Annotated in this window: 22 protein-coding genes; 13 read left to right on the top strand and 9 right to left on the bottom strand. The window is 56.0% G+C overall.

The genetic code is table 11. The annotated features are described in order from the left end of the window. Positions 1-140 precede the first annotated feature (140 nt). Positions 141-836 carry an aquaporin Z gene (aqpZ, locus tag AFL22_RS09140; protein WP_327203918.1) on the top strand — a complete coding sequence of 232 codons (696 nt, stop codon included), beginning with the start codon at positions 141-143 and terminating at the stop codon, positions 834-836. A gap of 183 nt (positions 837-1,019) precedes the next feature. Next, the gene (gene panS / locus AFL22_RS09135) at positions 1,020-1,937 is read left to right on the top strand and encodes a ketopantoate/pantoate/pantothenate transporter PanS (RefSeq protein WP_010252655.1); all 918 of its coding nucleotides are present in this window, start codon (positions 1,020-1,022) and stop codon (positions 1,935-1,937) included. 95 nt (positions 1,938-2,032) lie between these two features. Here the strand turns inward: panS and AFL22_RS09130 are convergent, their stop codons facing one another. From AFL22_RS09130 to AFL22_RS09105, 6 genes are all read right to left on the bottom strand, one after another. Continuing rightward, positions 2,033-3,658: a Na/Pi cotransporter family protein gene (locus tag AFL22_RS09130; RefSeq protein WP_010672204.1), complete on the bottom strand. Its 1,626-nt coding sequence runs from the start codon at positions 3,656-3,658 to the stop codon at positions 2,033-2,035. A gap of 108 nt (positions 3,659-3,766) precedes the next feature. Continuing rightward, positions 3,767-4,759, bottom strand: a complete 993-nt coding sequence (locus AFL22_RS09125) for an ABC transporter ATP-binding protein (protein ID WP_010252646.1) — start codon at positions 4,757-4,759, stop codon at positions 3,767-3,769. Between the two features lie 2 nt (positions 4,760-4,761). Beyond that, entirely contained in the window at positions 4,762-5,547 is a 786-nt protein-coding gene (locus AFL22_RS09120; protein WP_052271206.1) for an ABC transporter permease, read from the bottom strand. A gap of 11 nt (positions 5,548-5,558) precedes the next feature. Further along, positions 5,559-6,404, bottom strand: coding sequence for an ABC transporter permease subunit (locus tag AFL22_RS09115; protein ID WP_010252254.1), 846 nt, complete (start codon positions 6,402-6,404; stop codon positions 5,559-5,561). Continuing rightward, a complete protein-coding gene (locus AFL22_RS09110; protein WP_022625211.1) occupies positions 6,401-7,213 on the bottom strand; it encodes an alkaline phosphatase family protein in 813 nt (270 codons plus the stop codon). The genes AFL22_RS09115 and AFL22_RS09110 overlap by 4 nt, the downstream gene beginning before the upstream one ends. A gap of 20 nt (positions 7,214-7,233) precedes the next feature. Continuing rightward, positions 7,234-8,295 (bottom strand): extracellular solute-binding protein, encoded by a 1,062-nt coding sequence (locus AFL22_RS09105; RefSeq protein WP_052271205.1) that lies wholly within the window; start codon positions 8,293-8,295, stop codon positions 7,234-7,236. Between the two features lie 206 nt (positions 8,296-8,501). Between AFL22_RS09105 and AFL22_RS09100 the strand changes: the two genes are divergently transcribed. The 4 genes from AFL22_RS09100 (at position 8,502) to ubiA (ending at position 11,185) form a co-directional block, all read left to right on the top strand. Continuing rightward, positions 8,502-9,209, top strand: a complete 708-nt coding sequence (locus AFL22_RS09100; RefSeq protein ID WP_033780411.1) for a UTRA domain-containing protein — start codon at positions 8,502-8,504, stop codon at positions 9,207-9,209. A gap of 71 nt (positions 9,210-9,280) precedes the next feature. After that, positions 9,281-9,691, top strand: coding sequence for a phosphate-starvation-inducible protein PsiE (psiE, locus tag AFL22_RS09095; protein ID WP_010252246.1), 411 nt, complete (start codon positions 9,281-9,283; stop codon positions 9,689-9,691). Positions 9,692-9,777: 86 nt separating this feature from the next. After that, positions 9,778-10,290: a chorismate lyase gene (gene ubiC, locus AFL22_RS09090; protein ID WP_010252243.1), complete on the top strand. Its 513-nt coding sequence runs from the start codon at positions 9,778-9,780 to the stop codon at positions 10,288-10,290. Between the two features lie 10 nt (positions 10,291-10,300). Continuing rightward, complete coding sequence (gene ubiA / locus AFL22_RS09085) at positions 10,301-11,185, top strand: 4-hydroxybenzoate octaprenyltransferase (RefSeq protein ID WP_022625214.1); 885 nt, start codon at positions 10,301-10,303, stop codon at positions 11,183-11,185. Between the two features lie 63 nt (positions 11,186-11,248). On the opposite strand, the gene plsB is transcribed toward ubiA, so the two are convergent. Then, positions 11,249-13,672, bottom strand: coding sequence for a glycerol-3-phosphate 1-O-acyltransferase PlsB (gene plsB / locus AFL22_RS09080; RefSeq protein WP_031591803.1), 2,424 nt, complete (start codon positions 13,670-13,672; stop codon positions 11,249-11,251). A 128-nt stretch (positions 13,673-13,800) separates the two neighbouring features. Between plsB and AFL22_RS09075 the strand changes: the two genes are divergently transcribed. The 4 genes from AFL22_RS09075 to AFL22_RS09060 all read left to right on the top strand — a co-directional run bounded on the left by AFL22_RS09075 (position 13,801) and on the right by AFL22_RS09060 (position 16,692). Further along, complete coding sequence (locus AFL22_RS09075; protein WP_010252234.1) at positions 13,801-14,169, top strand: diacylglycerol kinase; 369 nt, start codon at positions 13,801-13,803, stop codon at positions 14,167-14,169. Between the two features lie 105 nt (positions 14,170-14,274). Next, positions 14,275-14,889: a transcriptional repressor LexA gene (gene lexA, locus AFL22_RS09070; protein WP_010252231.1), complete on the top strand. Its 615-nt coding sequence runs from the start codon at positions 14,275-14,277 to the stop codon at positions 14,887-14,889. Positions 14,890-14,989: 100 nt separating this feature from the next. Beyond that, positions 14,990-16,312, top strand: a complete 1,323-nt coding sequence (gene dinF, locus AFL22_RS09065; protein ID WP_052271204.1) for an MATE family efflux transporter DinF — start codon at positions 14,990-14,992, stop codon at positions 16,310-16,312. Positions 16,313-16,479: 167 nt separating this feature from the next. Beyond that, positions 16,480-16,692 carry a CsbD family protein gene (locus AFL22_RS09060; protein WP_033770834.1) on the top strand — a complete coding sequence of 71 codons (213 nt, stop codon included), beginning with the start codon at positions 16,480-16,482 and terminating at the stop codon, positions 16,690-16,692. A gap of 73 nt (positions 16,693-16,765) precedes the next feature. Here AFL22_RS09060 and zur read toward each other — a convergent pair whose 3' ends face one another. Then, positions 16,766-17,287: a zinc uptake transcriptional repressor Zur gene (gene zur / locus AFL22_RS09055; protein ID WP_010252202.1), complete on the bottom strand. Its 522-nt coding sequence runs from the start codon at positions 17,285-17,287 to the stop codon at positions 16,766-16,768. 450 nt (positions 17,288-17,737) lie between these two features. Between zur and AFL22_RS09050 the strand changes: the two genes are divergently transcribed. The 3 genes from AFL22_RS09050 (at position 17,738) to pspG (ending at position 20,534) form a co-directional block, all read left to right on the top strand. After that, entirely contained in the window at positions 17,738-18,988 is a 1,251-nt protein-coding gene (locus tag AFL22_RS09050) for a conjugal transfer protein TraF (protein ID WP_052271203.1), read from the top strand. A 107-nt stretch (positions 18,989-19,095) separates the two neighbouring features. After that, positions 19,096-20,088, top strand: a complete 993-nt coding sequence (gene dusA / locus AFL22_RS09045; RefSeq protein WP_033770835.1) for a tRNA dihydrouridine(20/20a) synthase DusA — start codon at positions 19,096-19,098, stop codon at positions 20,086-20,088. A gap of 179 nt (positions 20,089-20,267) precedes the next feature. After that, positions 20,268-20,534, top strand: coding sequence for an envelope stress response protein PspG (gene pspG, locus AFL22_RS09040; RefSeq protein ID WP_010252199.1), 267 nt, complete (start codon positions 20,268-20,270; stop codon positions 20,532-20,534). A 210-nt stretch (positions 20,535-20,744) separates the two neighbouring features. Here pspG and AFL22_RS09035 read toward each other — a convergent pair whose 3' ends face one another. Then, positions 20,745-21,728, bottom strand: a complete 984-nt coding sequence (locus AFL22_RS09035; RefSeq protein WP_052271202.1) for a quinone oxidoreductase — start codon at positions 21,726-21,728, stop codon at positions 20,745-20,747. Positions 21,729-21,762 lie beyond the last annotated feature (34 nt).

The following is a 21,762-nucleotide window of genomic DNA, read 5'->3' as shown; positions in this document are numbered from 1 at the left end:
TCCCATTAATACAGAAAGTTACAGCCTGTTATTGCCAAATGGCAATCCCTTTCTCTGCGCATTTCGTGCACCTGCATTGCGCTCCCTTTCCGCAGATTTATAATCCCGCCGCTGAATCAATTCACCCAAATTTAGGAAATATCATGAAAAGGTTAGTCGCAGAGGCGCTGGGTACCTTCGTACTGGTGGCCGGCGGTTGTGGTAGTGCCGTGCTGTCAGCTGCGTTCCCGGAGCTGGGCATTGGCTTCATGGGCGTGGCGCTGGCTTTCGGGCTGAGCGTGCTGGTCATGGCGTATGCGGTCGGTCACATCTCAGGCGGGCACTTTAACCCGGCGGTGACCCTGGGATTAGTGGCAGGCGGACGTTTTCCCGCGTCTCAGGCCATTCCTTACATCATCGCGCAACTGGCAGGCGGCATTGCCGCTGGCGCGGTGCTCTATCTGATCGCCAGCGGTAAAGGCGACTTCAGTGCAGCGGCCAGCGGCTTTGCGGCAAATGGCTACGGCGAACACTCGCCGGGCGGCTTCAGCCTGCAGTCAGGTATGATCGCCGAAGGAGTGATGACCGCTATCTTCCTGATTGTGATCATGGGTGCCACCAGCGAACGTGCGCCGAAAGGCTTTGCACCTATTGCGATTGGCCTGGCGTTAACCCTGATTCACCTGATCAGCATTCCGGTGACGAATACCTCAGTTAACCCGGCACGCAGTACCGCGGCAGCCCTGTTCCAGGGGGAGTGGGCGATCTCTCAGCTGTGGATGTTCTGGTTAATGCCGATTATCGGTGCCGTGATTGGTGGTTTGATCTACCGCGGTTTAGAGGAAAAAGCAGCGTAATTTCGTCAATAATCAGCGGATCGGCAGCAGTCGATCCGCATTTTCCCGCCTCGACCCATCTTCGCCTTACGCCATGATAATGAAATGTTATGATCCGGCCTTCGTCACGGCAGTCGTTCCTGCATGATGACTCTCTATGGCAAATCTGCATAAAACATAACATTCTTATAAGGAAGTCTGGCTATGCTCGCCACGTTAACCCGCCTGTTCCCGCTCTGGGCCGTGCTGTTGTCTGTCGCCGCTTATTACTCTCCAGGTACGTTTCTCGGCATCGGACCCTGGGTCACTTATCTGCTGATGCTGATTATGTTCGGCATGGGTGTGACCCTGAATATCGACGATTTTAAACGGGTCCTGACCCGACCTGCGCCGGTGATTGCCGGAACCTTTCTGCACTATCTGGTGATGCCGTTAGCCGCCTGGGGACTGGCAAAACTGTTTCATATGCCGCCCGATCTGGCTGCCGGTATGATTCTGGTCGGCTCAGTTGCCAGCGGCACCGCCAGCAACGTCATGATCTATCTGGCGAAGGGGGATGTGGCGCTGTCGGTGACGATCTCGTCAGTCTCTGCGCTGGTGGGGGTGTTCGCCACGCCGCTATTAACCCGCTTTTATGTTGATACCCACATTCAGGTTGATGTGGCTGGCATGCTGCTGAGCATCGTGAAGATCGTCGTGATCCCAATCTCCCTGGGACTGATCATTCATCACAGCATGAACAGCGTGGTTCGCCGGGTGGAACCCTGGCTGCCTGCGTTTTCGATGGTCTGTATTCTGCTGATCATCAGTGCGGTGGTGGCGGGCAGTCAGGCCTTTATTGGATCGGTGGGTCTGATGGTGATCGCGGCGGTGATCCTGCATAACGCGATTGGCCTGCTTGGCGGCTACTGGGGCGGCAAGCTGTTTGGCTTCGATGAGTCAACCTGCCGTACCCTGGCGCTGGAGGTCGGCATGCAAAACTCCGGTCTGGCGGCGACGCTGGGCAAACTCTACTTCTCACCACTGGCGGCATTGCCAGGCGCGCTGTTCTCGGTGTGGCACAACCTGTCAGGTTCACTGCTGGCGGGTTACTGGTCAGGAAAGCCGATTAAGAAGAAGTAACAGTGGCGGCGCATTATTACACTGCGCCGCATCTCACTGCTGCCGCGCCGGACGATCGCCGCTCCGGCGCGGCAGGTTATTCACTCCACTCAGTTTTATTCATAGTCACGTTCATCGTCGGGCTGTTCCAGCACCGTGTAGGCCACACTACAAAACAGTGAATTCAGGCGCTTCATGTCGCCCAGTAAACCGAGATGCAGCGAACTGGTCTCAATACTCTGCACGTTCTTCTGGTGCAGGCGGTCAACATGCGCATGAGAGTAGCGGCGGATCATCAGACGGAAGCGATGTTTAGCGCGGCGCAGACGTTTAGCACTGGTGATATCGTGTGACAGAAACACCGACAGACTCATTCTGAGGTTAGCGATCAGCAGCTCATGCAGCTCCTGCAGCTCTTTTAATCCCTCGGCAGAGAACGCGCGGCCCGCTGCCAGCGACTTGTCAGCGACATCGCCGCTCATCCGCTCAATGATGTCCCCGGCCTGCTCCAGATTTAGTGACATTTCAATGATTTCGCCCCAGCGACGCGAGTCCTCTTCGGGGAGGTCCTCTTTTGGCATCCGCGCCAGATAGAGTTTGATGGCGGTATAGAGCACATCGACATCATCATCCAGTCTGCGCACCGTGCGTTCCTCGCGGGATTCGCCATGCACCACTTTATTAAACGCCTCCAGCATCTGCTCCAGCACGTCACCCATGCGCAACGCTTCGCGGGCGGCATTCACCAGCGCCAGCGCCGGCGTATCCAGCGCGCTGCGATCGAGGTGCTTCGGCTTGAGGTGCAGCGCGTTATCCACGTCGTCGGCAATCATACGGCGACAGAGGCGCGCCATCAGGTCAGCAAACGGCACCATCGCCACGCAGCGGATCAGGTTGTAAAACACATGGAAGAAAATCACTAACTCTTCATCGTTGACCGGCAGCTTATCCAGCCACTCCGCCACAATATCGACAAACGGCAGGATGAACACGCAGCCGATCAGCTTGAACAGCAGGCTGCCGAGCGCCACGCGCTTGCCCGCGGCATTCGAGCCGCTGGCGTTGATCATCGCCAGCAGGCCGCTACCGAGATTGGCACCAATCACCAGACAGAGCGCCACCTTGAACGAAATCACGCCGGTGGCGGTGAGCGTCGCGGTGATCAGCACCGCGGCCAGGCTGGAGTAACTGATGATGGCGAACACCGCACCCAGCAGCGCATCGAGCATCACGTCGCCGGTCAGGCTGGAGAAAAGCACCTGGACACCGGCGGCCTGGGTAATCGGGCGAGCCGCTTCGACAATCAGCTGCAGCGCCAGCAATATCAGGCCCAGGCCGATACTGGCCCGGCCTAACTGACCCGCACGGGTCTGCTTGCGGCTGAGGAAGAACACCACGCCAAAGAAGATAAACAGCGGTGAGAGCCAGGAGAGATCAAACGTCAGGATACGCGCCATAATCGCGGTGCCGACATCCGCGCCAAGAATCACCACCAGCGCGGGCGTCAGGCTGACCAGATTCTGCGCCACAAAAGAGGTCACCAGCAGCGTGGTGGCGTTGCTGCTCTGCACCAGCGTGGTCACGCCAATGCCCGCCAGAAACGCCATCGGTTTTTTTTCTATGCTGCGACTCAGGACGCGGCGCAGATCGGCACCGTAGACCCGCATGATGCCGGTTCGTACGATATGCGTGCCCCAGACCAGCAGGGCCACCGCAGAGAGTAAATTAAGCAGGGTTAACACGTGGTGTCGCTCCTCGAATGTCAGGCTCAAAACACAGACTGCCAGCCTGACGGAAGAGAGCAATCTGTGAAGGGGATTGCCGTGCTATGCGTGATTTTTTCCTGTGTTTTAAGCCACCTGGCGCAAAGTCGACATCTCCAATTGTAGACCAATCTTCCTGCCAGCGGGATGCAAATCCGCCGCCGATCGGTTAAGCACATCAACCGAAAGTTCCACATCATGCGCCCGGATACGATAGCGGATCACGTTGCCCAGCAGGCTGTGGCTGAGGATTTCCGCAGGAATGCCCTGGCCCGGCGCGGTGAACAGCATTGATTCCGGGCGAATGGCCACCTGGCTGTGGAAAGGCTGACCGGTCAGTCGCGTCGCCTGCTCAGCGCTCAGCAGGTTGTAGTTGCCAATAAATCCGGCGGCGAAGAGATCGACCGGTTGGGTATAGAGCGCTTCGGCATCGCCATTCTGCACGATTTTGCCCCGGTTCATCAGCACGATACGATCGGATAGCGTCAGCGCCTCCTCCTGATCGTGGGTGACGAACAGGGTGGTGAGATTCAGCTCGCGCTGGATGCGCCGGATTTGATCGCGCAGATGGCGGCGAATACGCGCATCCAGCGCCGACAGCGGTTCATCCAGCAGCAGCAGACGCGGACGCGTCACCAGCGAACGAGCCAGTGCCACGCGCTGACACTGCCCGCCTGACAACTGGTGCGGATAACGGCGCGCATAATCATTGAGTTCAACCAGCTCCAGCACCTCCAGCACCCGCTGGCGAATCTGCGCTTCGGGCAGTTTCTGCATCTTCAGGCCAAATGCGACGTTCTTCTCTACCGTCATGTTGGGAAACAGCGCATAGCTCTGGAACACCATACCGATGGCGCGCTTCTGCGGGGCCAGCGGCACGATATCTTTGCCCTCCAGCCTGATTTCACCGCTGTCGACGCCGGTTAATCCCGCCAGACAACGCAGCAACGTCGATTTACCGCAGCCGCTGGGGCCGAGCAGGGTGACAAATTCCCCTTCAGCGGCGCTGAAATCGATCTGCTCAAAAATGGGCGTGGGTCCATAGGACTTGTTCAGCTCTCTGACCTCAAGGTAACTCATATTCAGCCTCGTTCGGGATTCAGGGCGTTGGCCAGCCAGGTAACCAGCAGCACCACTAAGAAGTAGGAGATCACCAGCGCGCTGGTGAAGTGACCGCTGCCGTTACGCATGTTGAAGAGGTAAACCTGCAGGGTTTCATAGCGGTTGCCGACCAGCAGGTTAGCGAAGACAAATTCGCCAATCAGGAAGGAGAAAGAGAGCAGCACGGCAATCAGCATCCCTTTGCGCAGGTTGGGCAGCACGACCCACAGCGCCGCCTGCCAGGTACTGGCACCCAGCAACTGCGCGGCATCAATCAGCTCTTTGAGGTTGATCGCCTGCATATTGTTCGCCAGCGCCCGGTAGATAAAGGGTAACGCGATAGTGAAATAACAGCCGATTAAGATCCACGGCGTGCCGGTCAGCATCAGCGGTGACGAAGAGTAGAGTTGCAGTAATCCCACTGACGACACCACCGGCGGCACGGCGAAAGGCATCAGGATCAGGACGTTCATCACCGCATCCAGTCGAGGAAAATAGTAAGCGATTACAAACATGGCAGGCAGCACCAGCAACAGCGAGAACAGCAGCGCACCCAGGCAAATCAGCAGCGAATGGCCCAGCGCCGTCAGAAATCGCGGGTCGCTCCAGAGCTGGATGAACCACTTCAGGCTATAGCCCTGTGGCAGAATGGTGTTACTCCAGTCGGACGACAGTGCATAAAGCAGTGTGGCCAGTAAAGGCAGTGCCAGCAGGGTAAAGAGTAACCCGACCATTATCCGGTGATAGAGGTGCTCAGCACGTGACATGGCGGCTCCTTTCATGGCTGTTTCGCATTGAGATAGCTACGGCGCACCAGATACTGCTGCACCAGGGTGATCAGCGCCATAATCGCCACCAGCAGCATCGCCAGCGCACTACCGGTGTTGGGATCCAGCGAGATATCGCCGGAGACCAGCGCGGCAATGCGCACCGGCACCACGTTGAAATTACCCGTGGTCAGGGCATAAATCGTGGCGTAAGCGCCCAGCGCATTTGCCAGCAGGATCACAAAGGTCCCGAGCAGCGCCGGAAACAGAATCGGCAGGCCGATATGCCACCAGTAGTGCCAGCGGCTGGCACCCAGCAGCGCAGCGGACTCCTGCCACTCTTTTTTCAGCCCGTCGAACGCCGGGTAGAGCAGCAGCACGCCCAGCGGGATCTGGAACCAGGTGTAGACCAGCACCATGCCGTTGCGCGAGAAGAGTCTGAAGCTTTCAACCAGACCATAATGGCGCAACAGCAATGTCAGGCAGCCGTTCAGCCCCAGCAGAATCACAAAGGCAAACGCCAGCGGGACACCGGCAAAGTTGCTGGTCATATTGGTAAAAGCGATGAGAAAGCGCTGCAGTCGCCCGCCGCCGAGCTGATGCAGTGAATAGCCGGTGACCAGTGCAATCAGTAAGCCGTAGACGCTTGACCAGAGTGAGATATCCAGCGAAAAACGAAACGCCTGCTGGTAGAAGGGCGAGGTGAGAATGTCCTGATAGTTATCCCAGCCCCACTGGCTGTTCATCTCACTCCAGAAGCTGTTAATGGCGATCCACAACAGCGGTGCCAGCTGAAAGGCGACCCAGAACAGGGTGAACGGTAACAGCAGCAGCAGCGCGACTCCTTTTCCTCTCATCTCTTCGACTCCGCCAGCAGGCCGCGACAGACCGGCTTGTCATGCGCCACCTCAAGCAGTTCACACAGCGTGCCGCACAGATCGGTCTGCTGCGGTGCCAGGTCAGGCTGCAGCGAGAAAGCCCGGCCAAAGACAAACAGCGGCACCGTGGTCTCTTCCGGCAGAATGCCGCCGTGGGAGCGATCGTCATTCATGCCGTGATCGGCGGTCACCATCACCTGATAGCCCTCAGCCAGCCACAAGGGCATCCACTGCGACAGCAGGCCGTCGGCGATGCGTGCCCGGTTGCGGTACTGTGGCGAGGAGAGGCCCGATTTATGACCGGCATCGTCGATATTCATCGGGTGGATTAGCAGAAAATCGGGATCGTGACGCAGCCGCAGGCTCTCTGCATCTTCAAACAGATGCGAGTCGGGATAGCTATCATCAGAATAAAAATGGCCATACTGAATGGGCAGGTCCGGCGCGTCAGTGTGACGATCGCGCGCCGGAACGAACGGCGTTCGGTTATAAAGCTCACTCACCCAGTGGTAGGCCGCCGCCGCAGTCGTCAGTCCCGCCGATCGCGCAAAGTGAAAGATGCTACGCTCGCGGCTTAACCGACTGACGCCATTATGAATAATGCCGCTTCTGACCGGCGGAACACCGGTCAGAATGCACTCATAAAGCGGGCGTGACAGCGAGGGTAATTCACAGGTCATACGGTAATAAAACCCGTTGCCCTGCGAACATTCGGCATGCAGGTAACCCATTGCATGTTGTGCGACCTGATTGCTCAGGCCGTCCAGCACTACCAGGATGGTCTTCATTCCGTTCTCCCTGCCGCGAATTACTGCTGCATGTTGATGATGACGTTTTCCTGCCACAGGCGCGGCAGCATTTTCGACGATTTATCCCAGGCAGCCTGATCCTTCACCGGACGGGCATTTTTATATTCAGATTGCGGCAGCAGGCGAGCCTGAACGTCCGCTGGCAGCGTCAGATGTTCAGCACGGATAGGACGGGCATAGCCTTTCGCCAGATTGATCTGTCCCTGGTCTGAGAAGATATATTCGCGCGTCAGTTTTGCGGCGTTAGGGTGTTTCGCATATTTGTTGATGACGGTGGTGTAGCCGGAGGTCACGGAGCCATCAGACGGGATAACCACTTCGTAGCGGTTTTTGTCGATCTGGTCCCGGTAGTTAAGGGCGTTAAAGTCCCACACCACCGCCATCTGCACTTCGCCTTTTTCGATATTGGCAATCACCGGATCGGTAACGCCAAGACGACCCTGTTTAGCCAGATCGGCAAAGAAAGCCAGCGCCGGTTTCAGGTTCTTCTCATCGCCACCTAAGGCGTAGTTTGCCGCCAGTACGCCGTTAGCCGCCTGAGCTGCCACGCCGACGTCACCGATAGTAACCACATACTTACCTTTTTTCAGATCGGCCCAGCTATGGGGGATATCTTTAACCTGCTGCTTGTCGATCAGAAAGGCGATGGTGCCGGTATAGGCCAGCGCCCAGTGGCCATCTTTATCTTTAGCCCAGGCCGGAATCTGATCCCAGTGAGTGGGTTTATAGGGCTGGGTCACACCTTTAGCGACAGCGATCGGGCCAAAGGCGGCACCCACGTCACCGATGTCAGCGCTGGCGTTCTCTTTTTCTGCATCGAATTTCGCCAGCTCCTGCGCCGATGACATATCGGTATCGCTGTGCTTAAGGCCATATTTGCTGCTGATGTCGTTCCAGGTATCTTTCCAGTTAGCCCAGCTATCCGGCATCCCGACGCTGTTGACCTGGCCTTCACTGCGTGCCGCTTTTTCCAGTGCGGCAAGGTCGTTTTCGGCGGCCTGCGCAACGGGCAGGGTGAGCACTACAGCACTGGCTACTACAGAGGCGATAAACGCTTTCATCTCAGTTGCTCCGGGTGTAAGTTGATGGGCCTGGCTGGTCTAGTCCAGCAAGAACCGAGCCAATGTAGCCCCTGTATATGAACGATTTATGACAGGGCGGCGCTGTGCGGGGGATGGGCGATGAAAGATGTGACCCGTTCGCCTGTCACAGGCGCGTTTACCTGAACAGTAAGAGTGCGGAGTCGCACCAAAATGAGGCTACTGTTGTGGAGTCGATAGCACTCAAAACGGCGGATGCGATCGCCAGCGTCCTGCTGACGCGTATTCAGGCCGGAGAGTTCAGCGCCGGGCGACTGCCGGCGGAGCGTGCCTTAAGCGAAGCGTTCAGCACGACCCGGATTACCCTGCGGGAAGCACTGGGCAAGCTGGAAGCCCAGGGAATGATCTACCGGGAACTGCGTCGCGGCTGGTTTATCGCACCGCCGCGGCTGATCTATAACCCGCTGCATCACAGCCACTTTCATGCCATGGCAATGGAGCAGGGACGGCAGGCGGCCACCGAGGTCATCGCCGCCGAACAGGTCGCGGCGCACGAAAGCGTGGCGACGGCGCTGCGGCTGGCATCCGGTTCGGCGGTGTACTGCATCCGCCGTTTGCGGCGCATCGACGGGCGTGCGGTGCTCTATGTTGAACACTACCTCAATCCGCGTTTTTTCCCTGGTCTGCTTGATGAAGATTTGACCCGCTCACTGACCGATCTCTATGACCAGCGCTACGGCATTCGTTACGGCGGCGCGCGCTTCACCATCCTGCCCGGCCCGCTGCCGGAGGTCGCCGCACCCATGCTGAATGTGGCACCGGGCAGCCCCGGTTTGTTGATCACCCGCATCAATCGCAACCAGCAAAAAGAGGTGATTGATTGCGACTGTGAATACTGGCGTTACGATGCGCTCTGTGTTGATGTGGAGGCCTGAGGAGTTATTGTGATTTGCGTCACACTCGCGCATGATACCGCGCGCTAACAACTCCTTTTTTAAGGCGCAACATGAGTGACAAAAATCCTTTGGCCCGCCACCTTGCAACGGTACTGCAATGGGTGCTGAATCTGGGTCTGCTGAGTCTGGCGATCATCCTGATCGTCTTTTTAGGCAAAGAAACTATCCATCTGGCAAACGTGCTGTTTAACACCAGCGAGCAGTCATCCTCCTATCTGTTGATTGAGGGGATTGTCATTTATTTCCTCTACTTCGAATTTATTGCGTTGATTGTTAAGTACTTTCAGTCGGGATATCACTTTCCGCTGCGCTATTTTGTCTATATCGGTATCACGGCAATTATCCGCCTGATTATCGTCGACCATAAAAATCCCTTCGATACGCTCTGTTACTCTGCGGCGATTCTGATTCTGGTAATCACTCTGTGGCTGGCAAACAGCAACCGCCTGAAACGCGAGTAATCTCCCTGCCGTCTGTCATGACGGCAGGTGTTCGCATCGCGTCTCTGCGCTAAACTAGCGTCCTGAAAATTATTGGGAGTGGTGCTATGTCGCAAGACGCGCTCAGCTTATTACGTGCGCTCAACTGGCTTTCTCCGTCGCAGGCAACCCTTGCGCCGCCATTGCTCGACTGGCTGATGGAGGAGGATTCAATGACGCGCCGTTTTGAACAACATTGTCAGCGGGTCACGGTTCAGCCGCTGCGTGAAGGCTTTATCGACGCCAGCGAGTTGGGTGATGAAAAGGGCTTGTTGCCAGACGATCAACGCTTCTGGCTGCGTGAAGTGTTGCTGTTCGGCGACGATCAGCCCTGGCTGGCTGGCCGTACGCTGGTGCCGGAAAGCACCCTTAACGGGCCAGAAGCGATGCTGCAGCAGCTGGGCACCCGGCCGCTGGGTCGCTATCTCTTCTCCTCTTCAACGCTGACCCGCGATTTTATTGAGCCGGGGCAGGTGGAGGGATTGTGGGGACGACGTTCACGCCTGCGTCTCTCCGGCAAACCGCTGCTGCTGACTGAACTATTTTTACCGGCATCGCCGCTCTATCGCGATCTGGTCTGAGGATCCTGTGGTGCAAAATAGCTTAAGTATAAATAAATGGCGGGCCTACACGCGCCTGATGCGTATCGATAAGCCGATCGGTACGCTGCTGCTGATGTGGCCAACGCTCTGGGCATTATGGCTGGCTGACATGGCGATTCCGCCGCTGCCGGTGCTGGCGGTGTTTGTTGCCGGGGTCATCGTGATGCGTGCAGCCGGTTGTGTGATCAATGACTACGCCGATCGCAAAGTAGACGGTCATGTCGAACGTACGAAGCATCGGCCACTGGCCAGCGGCGCGGTGAGTGCAAAAGAGGCTAAGCTGCTGTTCGTGATACTGGCTCTGGCGGCTTTTGCGCTGGTGCTGACCATGAACATGATGACGATTATGCTCTCCGTGGTGGGGCTGGCGCTGGCCTGGGTCTATCCCTTTATGAAGCGTTATACCCACCTGCCGCAGGTAGTGCTGGGTGCCGCCTTTGGCTGGGCCATTCCCATGGCATGGTCCGCAGTTAGTGAGTCCTTACCTCTGGTCTGCTGGCTGGTATTCATCGCCAACATCTGCTGGACGGTCGCCTATGACACTCAGTATGCGATGGTGGATCGGGATGATGACCTGAAAATTGGCGTGAAGTCGACCGCGATTCTCTTTGGCCGTTTCGACAAGCTAATCATTGGTCTGCTGCAACTGGCGACGCTGCTGCTGATGGCGCTGGTTGGCCTCATGCTGCATCTGAACAGCGCCTTCTACTGGACGCTATTACTGGCCGCCGCGCTGTTTGTTTATCAACAGAAGCTGATCGCCGGACGCGAGCGGCAACCCTGTTTCCAGGCTTTTCTCAATAATAACTATGTTGGGATGGTGCTGTTCCTCGGTGTACTGATGAATACCCCGCCGTTCAGCCAGCTGTTCTGACAGGGGATTCAGGCACAAAAAAGGCGACCTCATGAGGTCGCCTTTTTACTATGCGCGCTGCGATCAGTCGTGCGCCACAGCGGTTTCAATCGTCATACGGACATCGCTGGTGACCAGGTCTGCCAGCATATGCCAGGTCGCCAGGGTCTGCGCAACATCGGCATCACCGCTGTCGCTGATATACCCTTCATCGCGCAGGGTCAGGACCAGTGAGGTAAAGACCGCTTTGTCGAAGAATTCCGGGGCATTGATACCGTGCAGCACCGACAGACGCTGTGCCAGCGTCCGGCTCTCTTTCTCCAGCGTGCCGCGGTTAATCGTCGGCTTGGCGCTGAGAATGGAGAACGTAATAGCATAGCGCTGCAGTGTTTCCCGCACACCGGCGGCCAGCAGTTGCAGCGTGCGATAGCGCGCTGAGGAAAAGCGCAATTCGCCAGCTTCGAGCGTAATCAGGCCCTGACGCGCCAGCTCCTGACTCAGTTCGGTCAGCAGTTGCGGCAGCTCATCGGTCTGCCAGCGCAGGAACAGCTCACTCTTCAGCATCGGGTAGATCAGACTCACCTGACGCAGCAGTTCTGCTTCGCTCAGCGTCTGATGCTGCTGAACAATGGCGGCAATCAGCGACGGCATCACCAGCATATGATGAATATTGTTGCGATAGTAGGTCATCAGCACCGCCTGCTCACGCGGCAGAATGATGATGTCGCCAATGCTGTCCTTTTCACTCTCAAACTTATTCATACCCATGGCGTGATCCAGCAGCGCTTCCGCTGAAAGATCGGGTACGGTCGCATTTGGCGAGTAAGGTACGTTGCGCAGCAACTGGGTGTAGCACTCCAGTTGTTCAATCAGCTGTTCACGGGTTAGTGAGCGCTGACGTGACGCCAGCAGGGCGGTGACACAGAGGTTCATGGCGTTAGCCGCGCCCGCTTCATTGATACGCACCATCAGGCTGGCAGCAATATCGTTGACGGTTGGGGTTAACCAGCTGGGACGCTGCGGCTCAATCGGATCGATGGCATCGCGCCATTCCGGCACCCGCTTATTGAGATAGTTGACCAGCGGCAGGGGTTCGCCAAAGTTCACGTAACCCTGACCGAGATTGCGCAGCTTGCGTAAGCCGCGCACCATCTGCATGAAGCCCTCTTTCTCTTTCGCCGCGCCGCGCAGTTCTTTAGCGTAAGTGCCCACTTCCATCACGTGCTCATAGCCGATGTAAATCGGCACCAGCGTGATGGGGCGATTTCCGCCGCGCAGCATCGCCTGCAGCGTCATGGCTAAGGTGCCGGTTTTAGGGTCCAGCAGGCGACCGGTTCGTGAACGGCCTCCTTCGACAAAGTACTCAACCGAATAGCCGCGGGTGAACAGCTCGCCGAGATATTCGCGGAATACCGTGGCGTAGAGCTTATTGCCTTTAAAGGTACGACGAATAAAGAAAGCGCCCAGACGACGGAAAATCGGGCCGGCTGGCCAGAAGTTGAGATTGATACCGGCTGCGATGTGCGGCGGCACCAGACCCTGATGATAGAGCACATAGGAGAGCAGCAGATAATCCATGTGGCTGCGATGGCACGGCACATAGACAATCTCGTGGCCATCCTGCGCCAGCTGGCGGACTTTTTCGCCGCCATTGACGTTGATGCCCTGATAGAGCCGACTCCAGAGCCAGCCCATCACGCGGTCAGTTACGCGGATGGCTTCATAGGAGAAGTTTGCCGCAATCTCCTCCATCATTTCGACGGCGTTCTGCTGCGCTTTCTCATGGGAGATTTTTTTGCTGCGAGCTTCATCTTCTACTGCTTTTTCAATCGCTTTGGATTGCAGCAGACGATTAAACAGATCCTGACGCGCCGGCAAGCGCGGGCCAATCGCCGCCAGCCGCTGGCGGGCAAAATGAATGCGCGCCACGCGAGCCAGCTTCTGGGCGATCGACTGATCCGTACCGTGTTCAGTTGCCATGCGGCGCAGCGACACAGTCGGCGAGAAGCGGACAAAACTGTCGCGCCCGTGCCAGATCACCGCAAAGAACTTCTGCACCCCGTTCAGCACCCGCAGGTGTGGCGTTGCTTCGCCCTGGACTTCACGTCCTGGTGCGCGGCCAAACATCACCGTGACCGGCAGCATCTGAATATCCAGCTTAGGGTTATTGCGATGCAGGTCCAGGTAATCGTGAAAAATTTTCACGGATTCAACGCTGGGCACAAAATAGGGGAAGACGCGAGGGCCATTGTGGATAAAGACGTGGCGCGGCAGCAGAGAACCATCAATCTCCAGCGGAGTGAGCGGGTCGGGCAGATGATGCCGCAGACACTGTGCGCGTAAAGTCAGTAAGTCGGCCTTCGAATCGTAAGGCAAAACATACATAATAGGTCGGGTCGGATCCAGACCATGTTCAGACACGGGATCGGCCGGAATGGCCTTACTTTTTACCAAAAACGACAGTGGTAAATTAAGCAGTTTGTAATAGAGTTTACGCCAACCTGACATAGACAACATGAAGCCTCTTGTTAGCAAAGCGCCGCAAGCATACCAGAAAGCGCAGCGAAGATCTGTGGTGGTGCCAATTGCACGCAGCCCAGACATTGACGTCAATCCGATGAAAGGGTTCCCACATCATGGCAAATAATGCCACCGGACTTATCAGAATAGTAAAAGCTGCAGGTTACTCATGGCAGGGACTGCGTGCCGCCTGGCAACATGAAGCGGCGTTTCGGCAGGAAGCGCTGGCTGCGCTGGCCGCTATTGTTATCGCGTGCTGGCTGGATGTCGATGTGGTCTCCCGCATCCTCATGATTGGTGCGGTGGTGCTGGTGGTCATTGTTGAAATCCTCAATAGCGCCATTGAAGCGGTGGTCGACCGCATCGGTCAGGAGCATCATCCGCTGGCGGGCCGGGCAAAAGACATGGGCTCGGCGGCAGTGCTGATCAGCATCTTACTGGCACTCTTCGTCTGGATCGCGCTGCTCTGGACACATTTGCGATAAGCCTTCCATAACGCGTCTGAGGGCGCGTTTTCCCTGACAATCGGTTTCCATTTCACCAATACCTGTATATACTCACAGCGACTGTATAAACAACCAGGGGGCGGGATGAAAGCATTAACCAGCAGGCAGCAGCAGGTCTATGACCTGATTCGCGACCATATTTCTTCAACGGGCATGCCGCCTACGCGTGCCGAAATCGCCGCGCAGCTGGGCTTCCGTTCGCCGAACGCGGCAGAAGAGCATCTGAAAGCGCTGGCGCGCAAAGGCGTCATCGAGATCGTTTCCGGTGCATCGCGCGGCATTCGACTGTTAATGGAAGAAGAAGCCTCAGAAGGGCTACCGCTGATTGGCCGGGTTGCTGCCGGTGAGCCGATCATGGCGCAGGAACATATCGAAACCCACTACAAGGTCGATCCGGGCCTGTTTAAGCCGTCTGCTGACTTCCTGCTGCGCGTCAGCGGAATGTCGATGAAAGATATCGGGATTATGGATGGCGACCTGCTCGCGGTGCATAAAACCCAGGATGTGCGTAACGGCCAGGTTGTGGTTGCCCGCATTGATGATGAAGTCACCGTTAAGCGCTGGAAAAAGCAGGGTGCTATCGTGCATCTGCTGCCGGAAAACAGCGATTTTGACCCGATTGTCGTCGATACCCGTGCGCAGTCACTGACCATAGAAGGTCTGGCTGTTGGCGTGGTGCGCAACGGCGAGTGGCTCTGATTCTTCTGCCAGCGTGCATTCGCCTTCTCTGATGCTATTCTGTCTGCCCTAATTTTGTCGCTGCCTCTTTTGCGCAGCGACACTGAGCACGGAACGGCGAATGCGCTTTATTACGGCAACCGATAAAAATCTCTGGCGGCTTGCGCTGCCGATGATCCTTTCAAATATCACCGTTCCCTTACTGGGAGTGGTCGATACTGCAGTAATTGGTCATCTCGACAGCCCTGTCTATCTTGGCGGGGTTGCGGTCGGGACTACAGTGACCAGCTTCCTCTTTATGCTGCTGCTTTTCCTTCGAATGAGTACCACTGGCCTTACGGCGCAGGCATTTGGCGCTGGCGATAAAATGGCGCTGGCACGCGCGCTGACTCAGCCGCTGATCATTGCGCTGCTGGCGGGCGTACTGTTCATCGCTTTGCGTTATCCGATTATTCAGCTGTCGACCCATCTGGTTGGCGGCAATCCCGATGTACTCGAACAGGCGGCACTGTTTATTCAGATTCGCTGGCTCAGTGCGCCTGCCACGCTGGCAAACCTGGTCATTCTGGGCTGGCTGCTGGGCGTGCAGTATGCACGCGCGCCGGTGATCCTGCTGGTGGTGGGCAACCTGGTTAACATCGTGCTCGATCTCTGGCTGGTGATGGGGCTGCACTGGGGTGTCGCGGGGGCGGCCACCGCCACGGCGCTGGCGGAATACATTACGCTGGTTGTCGGCAGCATCATGGTCTGGCGGGTGTTAAAACTGCGCGGAATTACGCTTAGCCTGCTGAAGCAGAGCTGGCGCGGTGACAGCGGCCGGCTGCTGCGACTGAACCGGGACATCATGCTGCGCTCTCTGATGCTGCAGCTCTGTTTCGCCTCGCTGACCGTACTGGGTGCCCGGCTGGGTCCGGATGTGGTGGCGGTTAACGCAGTATTACTGATGTTCATCACTTTTACGGCTTACGCGCTGGATGGCTTTGCCTATGCGGTTGAAGCTTTTGCGGGTGAGGCGCATGGTGCAAAAGATGGCAGCAAACTCCTGCTCGTCTGGCACTCTGCCTGTCGGCAGGCGGTGGTGGTGGCGCTATTCTTCTCGCTAATCTATGCCATTTTTGGCCCGCAGATCGTTACCCTGCTGACCTCTCTTCAGTCACTCCAGCAGACAGCGGACCGCTATCTGGTCTGGCAGATGATAATGCCGCTGATCGGCGTCTGGTGTTATCTGCTGGATGGCATGTTCATCGGGGCGACGCGCGGGCGCGAGATGCGTAACAGCATGGTAGTAGCCGCAGCCGGCTATTTTCTGACGCTGCTTAGCGTACCGGTGCTGGGTAACCATGGTCTTTGGCTGGCAGTCACGGTTTTCCTGGCGCTGCGCGGCCTGTCGCTGTGGCTCATCTGGCGTAAGCACTGGCGTCAGAACAGCTGGTTTGATGCCTGAGTCAGCCGTGGCTGCACGCAAGCCGATACGGATTATTCTGTATTATTCCACGGTTAATAAATTGGCTACTACAATTAACTCTATGCAGCGCAGTTAACCAGCGCTTTGTATCGTTATTTTGTTAAGTAGCAAGATAATCATTAAAACCCGAGGATTGGAGGTCTGCCATGAATAAAGACGAAGCAAGCGGCAACTGGAAGCAGTTCAAAGGCAAAATGAAAGAGAAATGGGGCAAGCTGACCGACGATGATATGCAGGTTATCGAAGGTAAACGCGATCAGCTGGTCGGCAAAATCCAGGAGCGTTACGGCTCTACCAAAGATGAAGCCGAGCGCGAAGTAAGCGACTGGGAAGGTCAGAACAAAGATCACCGCTGGTAATCAGACAATAGCTTGATAATCAGCTGAATGCGTTCCGGTGGGCCCTCACCGGAACCGCACAAGGATGTGCCGATTACCCGCGTTTCCCCCGCTTTTTACCCTCATCCTGATGGTCATGCTCGCAGCTTTCATGGTGCGTACAGGCTTCAACCGCAGCACAATTTTCACATAAACCATGCGCTTCAATCACGCTATGGCGTAATGCAAACTGCGCTTCACCTGCCAGACCAGCAATAATCTTCTCTACGCCCTGCGCCTGCTTCTCTGTAACGGCGGCACAGCGGTCACAGACCAGCATCACCGATGTATGTGCTGGTGCCTCAAAATGGTGACACATGACGTAGCTGTTGTTGGATTCCACCCGATGAATGAAACCCTGCTCCAGCAGGAAATCGAGCGCCCGGTAAACCGTGGGTGGCTTGGCCTGCGGCTCGCTGACCCGGAGTTGATCCAGCAGATCGTAGGCGCTGATCGAGCCAGGCTGCTCGGCCATCAGGCGCAACACTTCAGCACGCTGCGAAGTCAGACGCACACCGCGCTGCAGGCACATCTTTTCGGCCTGAATCAAAATTTGCTGCGACGTCATGTTTGTCATGAAAATTCTCCGCTGGATAAGTGATGTTATTTTATCACACATAGTTTCGCGGCGCTGAGGTTGGTTTTCGTCTGAAAAAACAGCATCATTTGCCTGATAAAGCAGCATAATCAGAATTTAAGCCGTCTTCTATCTCAAATCTGACGACAAATCAGATCCATTCCGAATCAACCTGAAGCGGAATTTGTTGGCATTTTGCTTTGCATCTCACTGAGTTAAGAAGTAATGTTCAGAAAGACTTAAGAAAAGTCTGGCATTATTTGAAATATCCCAATGCAGTTTGAACAATTACAACGGTTTTTTGATTGGAAAACGTCCAATCCTTTGAATTAAGACACTGTTTCCTTTGAATTCACAGCAATAACGCGTTAGCCAGGGTTCACAATAGGGCTAACAAACTATTCAGTCATTGAATGTTTCAATGGCAATTTCTCAGGTGATGGCAGGCAAATGGTGAAAAAATCCGCTCAACGTTCAGCGCTAATCTACACAGCTGCAACGACCGCGCTTTTCCTTTCTTCTTCCGCCATGGCGGCAGGGACCTGGTATGATGCACGTAATGACGCCATGGGCGGCACCGGCGTAGCATCTTCTCTTTATGGCTCCGCAGTGCTGGCGAACCCGGCATTAATGACGCGCGCCAAACCCGACGATAGCGTCAGCATTATTTTCCCTTCAGCCGGTATTCAGGTCACCGACAAAGATAAGCTGATCGATAAAGTGGATGATATCACCGATACCGTTGATCGCTACCGCGACGTGCTCAGTAATTTAACCTTCGCTGATTATCTGCGTGGCTATCCTGAAGTGCGCGCCGCCTCAGGCGATGTCGCCAACCAGCTAAATGATTTACGCGGCAACAAAGCGGACGGTAACGCCGGGGTTGCCCTGGCCGTCACTATCCCTGACGAGACGCTGCCTTTCGCCTTTATCACCAAAGCCTATGGCTCAGCACACGTGCGTGCCAATGTGGTCCAGAGCGATATCGACTATCTGCGCGGTGTGGCTAACGGCACAGTGCTTCCTCGTCCTGGCGATCAAAATAACCTGCGCTCCAGCGCGAATGGCTTAGCGGCGCTGGTCACCGATTATGGTGTTGCGGTGGCGCATGAGTTCACCATCGCTGGTCAGCCAGTATCGGTAGGCGTCACACCGAAAGTGCAGAAAACCTGGCTCTATAACTACACCGCCAGCATTTACAACTACGACAAAAGTGACATCAATAACAGCCAGTATCGCAGCACCGACACCGGCTTTAACGTTGATGCCGGTCTGGCGACCACCTTTGCTGAAAACTGGACGCTGGGTGTAACCGGACAGAACCTGGTTTCGCGCGATCTGCAGACCAAAGAGGTCAATGGTTTCCGCGACACCTACCAGATCCGCCCGCTGGTCACCACCGGTCTGGCCTGGGATAAAGGTCCGTTTACCGTGACGGGCGATGTGGATCTGACTGAAACCAAACGCTTCAAAACTCAGGATAACAGCCAGTATGCGGCAGTGGGCGCGGAATACCGCGTACTTGACTGGCTGCAGCTGCGTGCAGGTTATCGTGCGGACATGCGTTCTAACGACGAAAATGTCGCTACGGCCGGTTTTGGTCTGTCACCGTTTAACAAAGCCGTCCATCTGGATCTGGCGGGCTCTGTAGGTGCTAACAACACCTGGGGCGCGATGATGCAGCTGGGCTTTAACTTCTAAGCGCGTTATTCAGACTGTTCGGGGGCGGGCGATGCACTATCGCCCGCCCTTGTGTTATCCTTGCACAGAATTCCATCACCCCTTAATTACCGGATTGCCTGCGCTTCATGCCTAATTTCTCTTCGCAACGTTTCTCTATCGCCCCTATGCTCGACTGGACCGATCGTCACTGTCGCTATTTTCATCGCCAGCTGACCGGTGACACGCTGCTCTACACCGAAATGGTGACCACGGGCGCAATCATTCATGGCAAAGGGGATTACCTGGCTTACAGTGAGGCTGAGCATCCGGTCGCGTTGCAGCTTGGCGGTAGCGATCCGGCGGCACTGGCGCAGTGCGCGAAGCTGGCAGAGCAGCGCGGTTACGATGAAGTGAATCTTAATGTCGGCTGTCCCTCTGATCGGGTGCAGAATGGCCGTTTCGGCGCCTGCCTGATGGCCGAGGCGAATCTGGTCGCAGATGCCGTTAAAGCGATGCGCGACGTAGTTTCAATTCCGGTCACGGTGAAAACCCGCATTGGTATCGATGAGCTGGACAGCTATGAATTCCTGACCGATTTTATCGGCACGGTGGCGGGACGCGGTGAGTGTGAGACATTTATCATTCATGCGCGTAAAGCCTGGCTCTCCGGCCTCAGCCCGAAAGAGAACCGCGAGATTCCACCGCTGGATTATCCCCGCGTCTATCAGCTGAAACGCGATTTTCCGCAACTGACCATTGCCCTCAATGGCGGCGTGAAAACGCTGGAAGAGGTACTGACCCATCTGCAACACCTTGACGGCGTGATGATGGGACGTGAAGCCTACCAAAACCCCGGCATTCTGGCGCAGGTCGATCAGACATTGTTTGGTCGTCAGCATCCGGCGGCGAACCCGGTTGAAGTGGTGCGCGCCATGTATCCCTATATTGAAGCGGAACTGGCAAAGGGGACGTATCTGGGACATGTCACGCGCCATATGCTGGGTCTGTTCCAGGGGATCCCGGGCGCCCGCCAGTGGCGACGCCATCTGAGTGAAAATGCCCACAAACCCGGTGCCGATGTCCGTGTGCTGGAGGCGGCGCTGGCGCTGGTAGCGGATAAAATCCCCCAGGAAGCCTGATCCGCAGTCCAACCCTGAAAAACCAGCCCTCAAGGCTGGTTTTTTTTACGCCAAAATATGGTTTTCCTGACCAGGTGGCGCACTTCTGTTTATCTCTTATCAGCAGAAAATCAATGAGTTAATTGTTGGCACGTTTTTTGTAATAACTATAACAATCGGAATCAAAAAGGAGCGCTGACGTGGAAATTTTATTCGTATTAGGGTTTTTCCTGATGCTGTTGCTGACCGGCGTTTCGCTGTTAGGCGTGCTGGCGGCACTGGTGGTCGCAACCATCGTGATGTTTGTCGGTGGACTGTTTGCAATTGTTATTAAAGTGTTGCCGTGGCTGGTGCTGGCGGTGATTGCGGTCTGGCTGCATCGTGCCTTTTTTGGCGACAGCGATGAGCGAGCACGTCGCAAGCTGCGGCGTAAGATCAACAGGTTAGACCGCAAAGGCTGGCGCTAAATGCGGTGAAGATCACAGTGTGAGAGATTGGTCGGGGCTGATCTGCAATTAAACATATTTTTTACTTATGTTTTCTGGCAGGATGCCTGTCGTCAAATCGATGTGCCATCGACTCGACACGAATTCATCGCCGCTGTCCCTACACCAGCGCGAACAAAAAATAAAAAAAGAGAAGGGCTTCCCGCGGGAGGCCCTTTTTGTTGCTCACTACTATGGAATTAAGAGACAGGATCCCTGCGTGGCGCGGCTCTCCAGCATCTGGTGCGCTTTGCTGGCCTCTTTCAGCGCAAACTTCTGCTGCTCCGGCACATCAACTTTAATTGCGCCACTCGCCAGCAGCGAGAAAAGCTCGGCACTGGCGGTTTCCAGCTCCTGGCGGTTGGTGATATAGCCAAACAGTGAAGGGCGGGTCACAAACAGCGAGCCTTTCTTATTCAGAATGCCGAGATCAATCCCGGTCACCGGACCCGAAGCATTGCCAAAACTGACCATCAGCCCATGACGGCGCAATGAGTCCAGCGATGCTTCCCAGGTATCTTTGCCCACTGAGTCATAAACTACGCCCACTTTTTTCCCGTCGGTCAGTTCGCTGACGCGTTGCGCAATATTCTCTTCGCGGTAGTTAACCGTCGCCCAGGCGCCGGCCTTTTTCGCCATCGCTGCCTTTTCTGCTGACCCGACTGTGCCAATCAAATGGGCACCCAGCGCTTTTGCCCACTGACAGGCAATTAACCCGACGCCGCCCGCTGCGGCATGAAACAGGAAGGTCTCACCGGCGCTGATTTTATAGGTCTGGCGCAGCAGATATTGTGTGGTCAGCCCTTTCAGGTAGCTGGCTGCGCCCTGCTCAAAGCTGATCGCCTCCGGGAGATGCATCAGGCGATCTTCCGCCACGTTGTGCACTTCGCTATAGGCCCCCATCGACGCCAGACAGTAGACCACGCGATCGCCGGGCTTAAATAATGTCACGTCACGTCCAACCCGCGACACCACGCCTGCGGCTTCTGTACCCAGGCCAGAGGGAAAAGCGGCGACCGGATAAAGCCCGCTGCGAACATAGGTATCGATGTAATTAATCCCGATAGCGCGATGTTCTACCTGCACTTCATGTTCGGCCGGGTCAGCAGGTTCAAAATCTGTCCACTCTAAAACGTCCGGGCCGCCATGTGCGCTGAACTGAATACGCTTTGCCATTCTGACTCCTGTGATTGTTTCATCATGAGGGTGA

Origin of the sequence: Pantoea sp. CFSAN033090, assembly GCF_001264395.1 — a bacterium.
GTDB classification, from domain to species: Bacteria; Pseudomonadota; Gammaproteobacteria; order Enterobacterales; family Enterobacteriaceae; genus Pantoea; species Pantoea agglomerans.
This window is presented reverse-complemented; position numbering and strand designations above follow the sequence as displayed.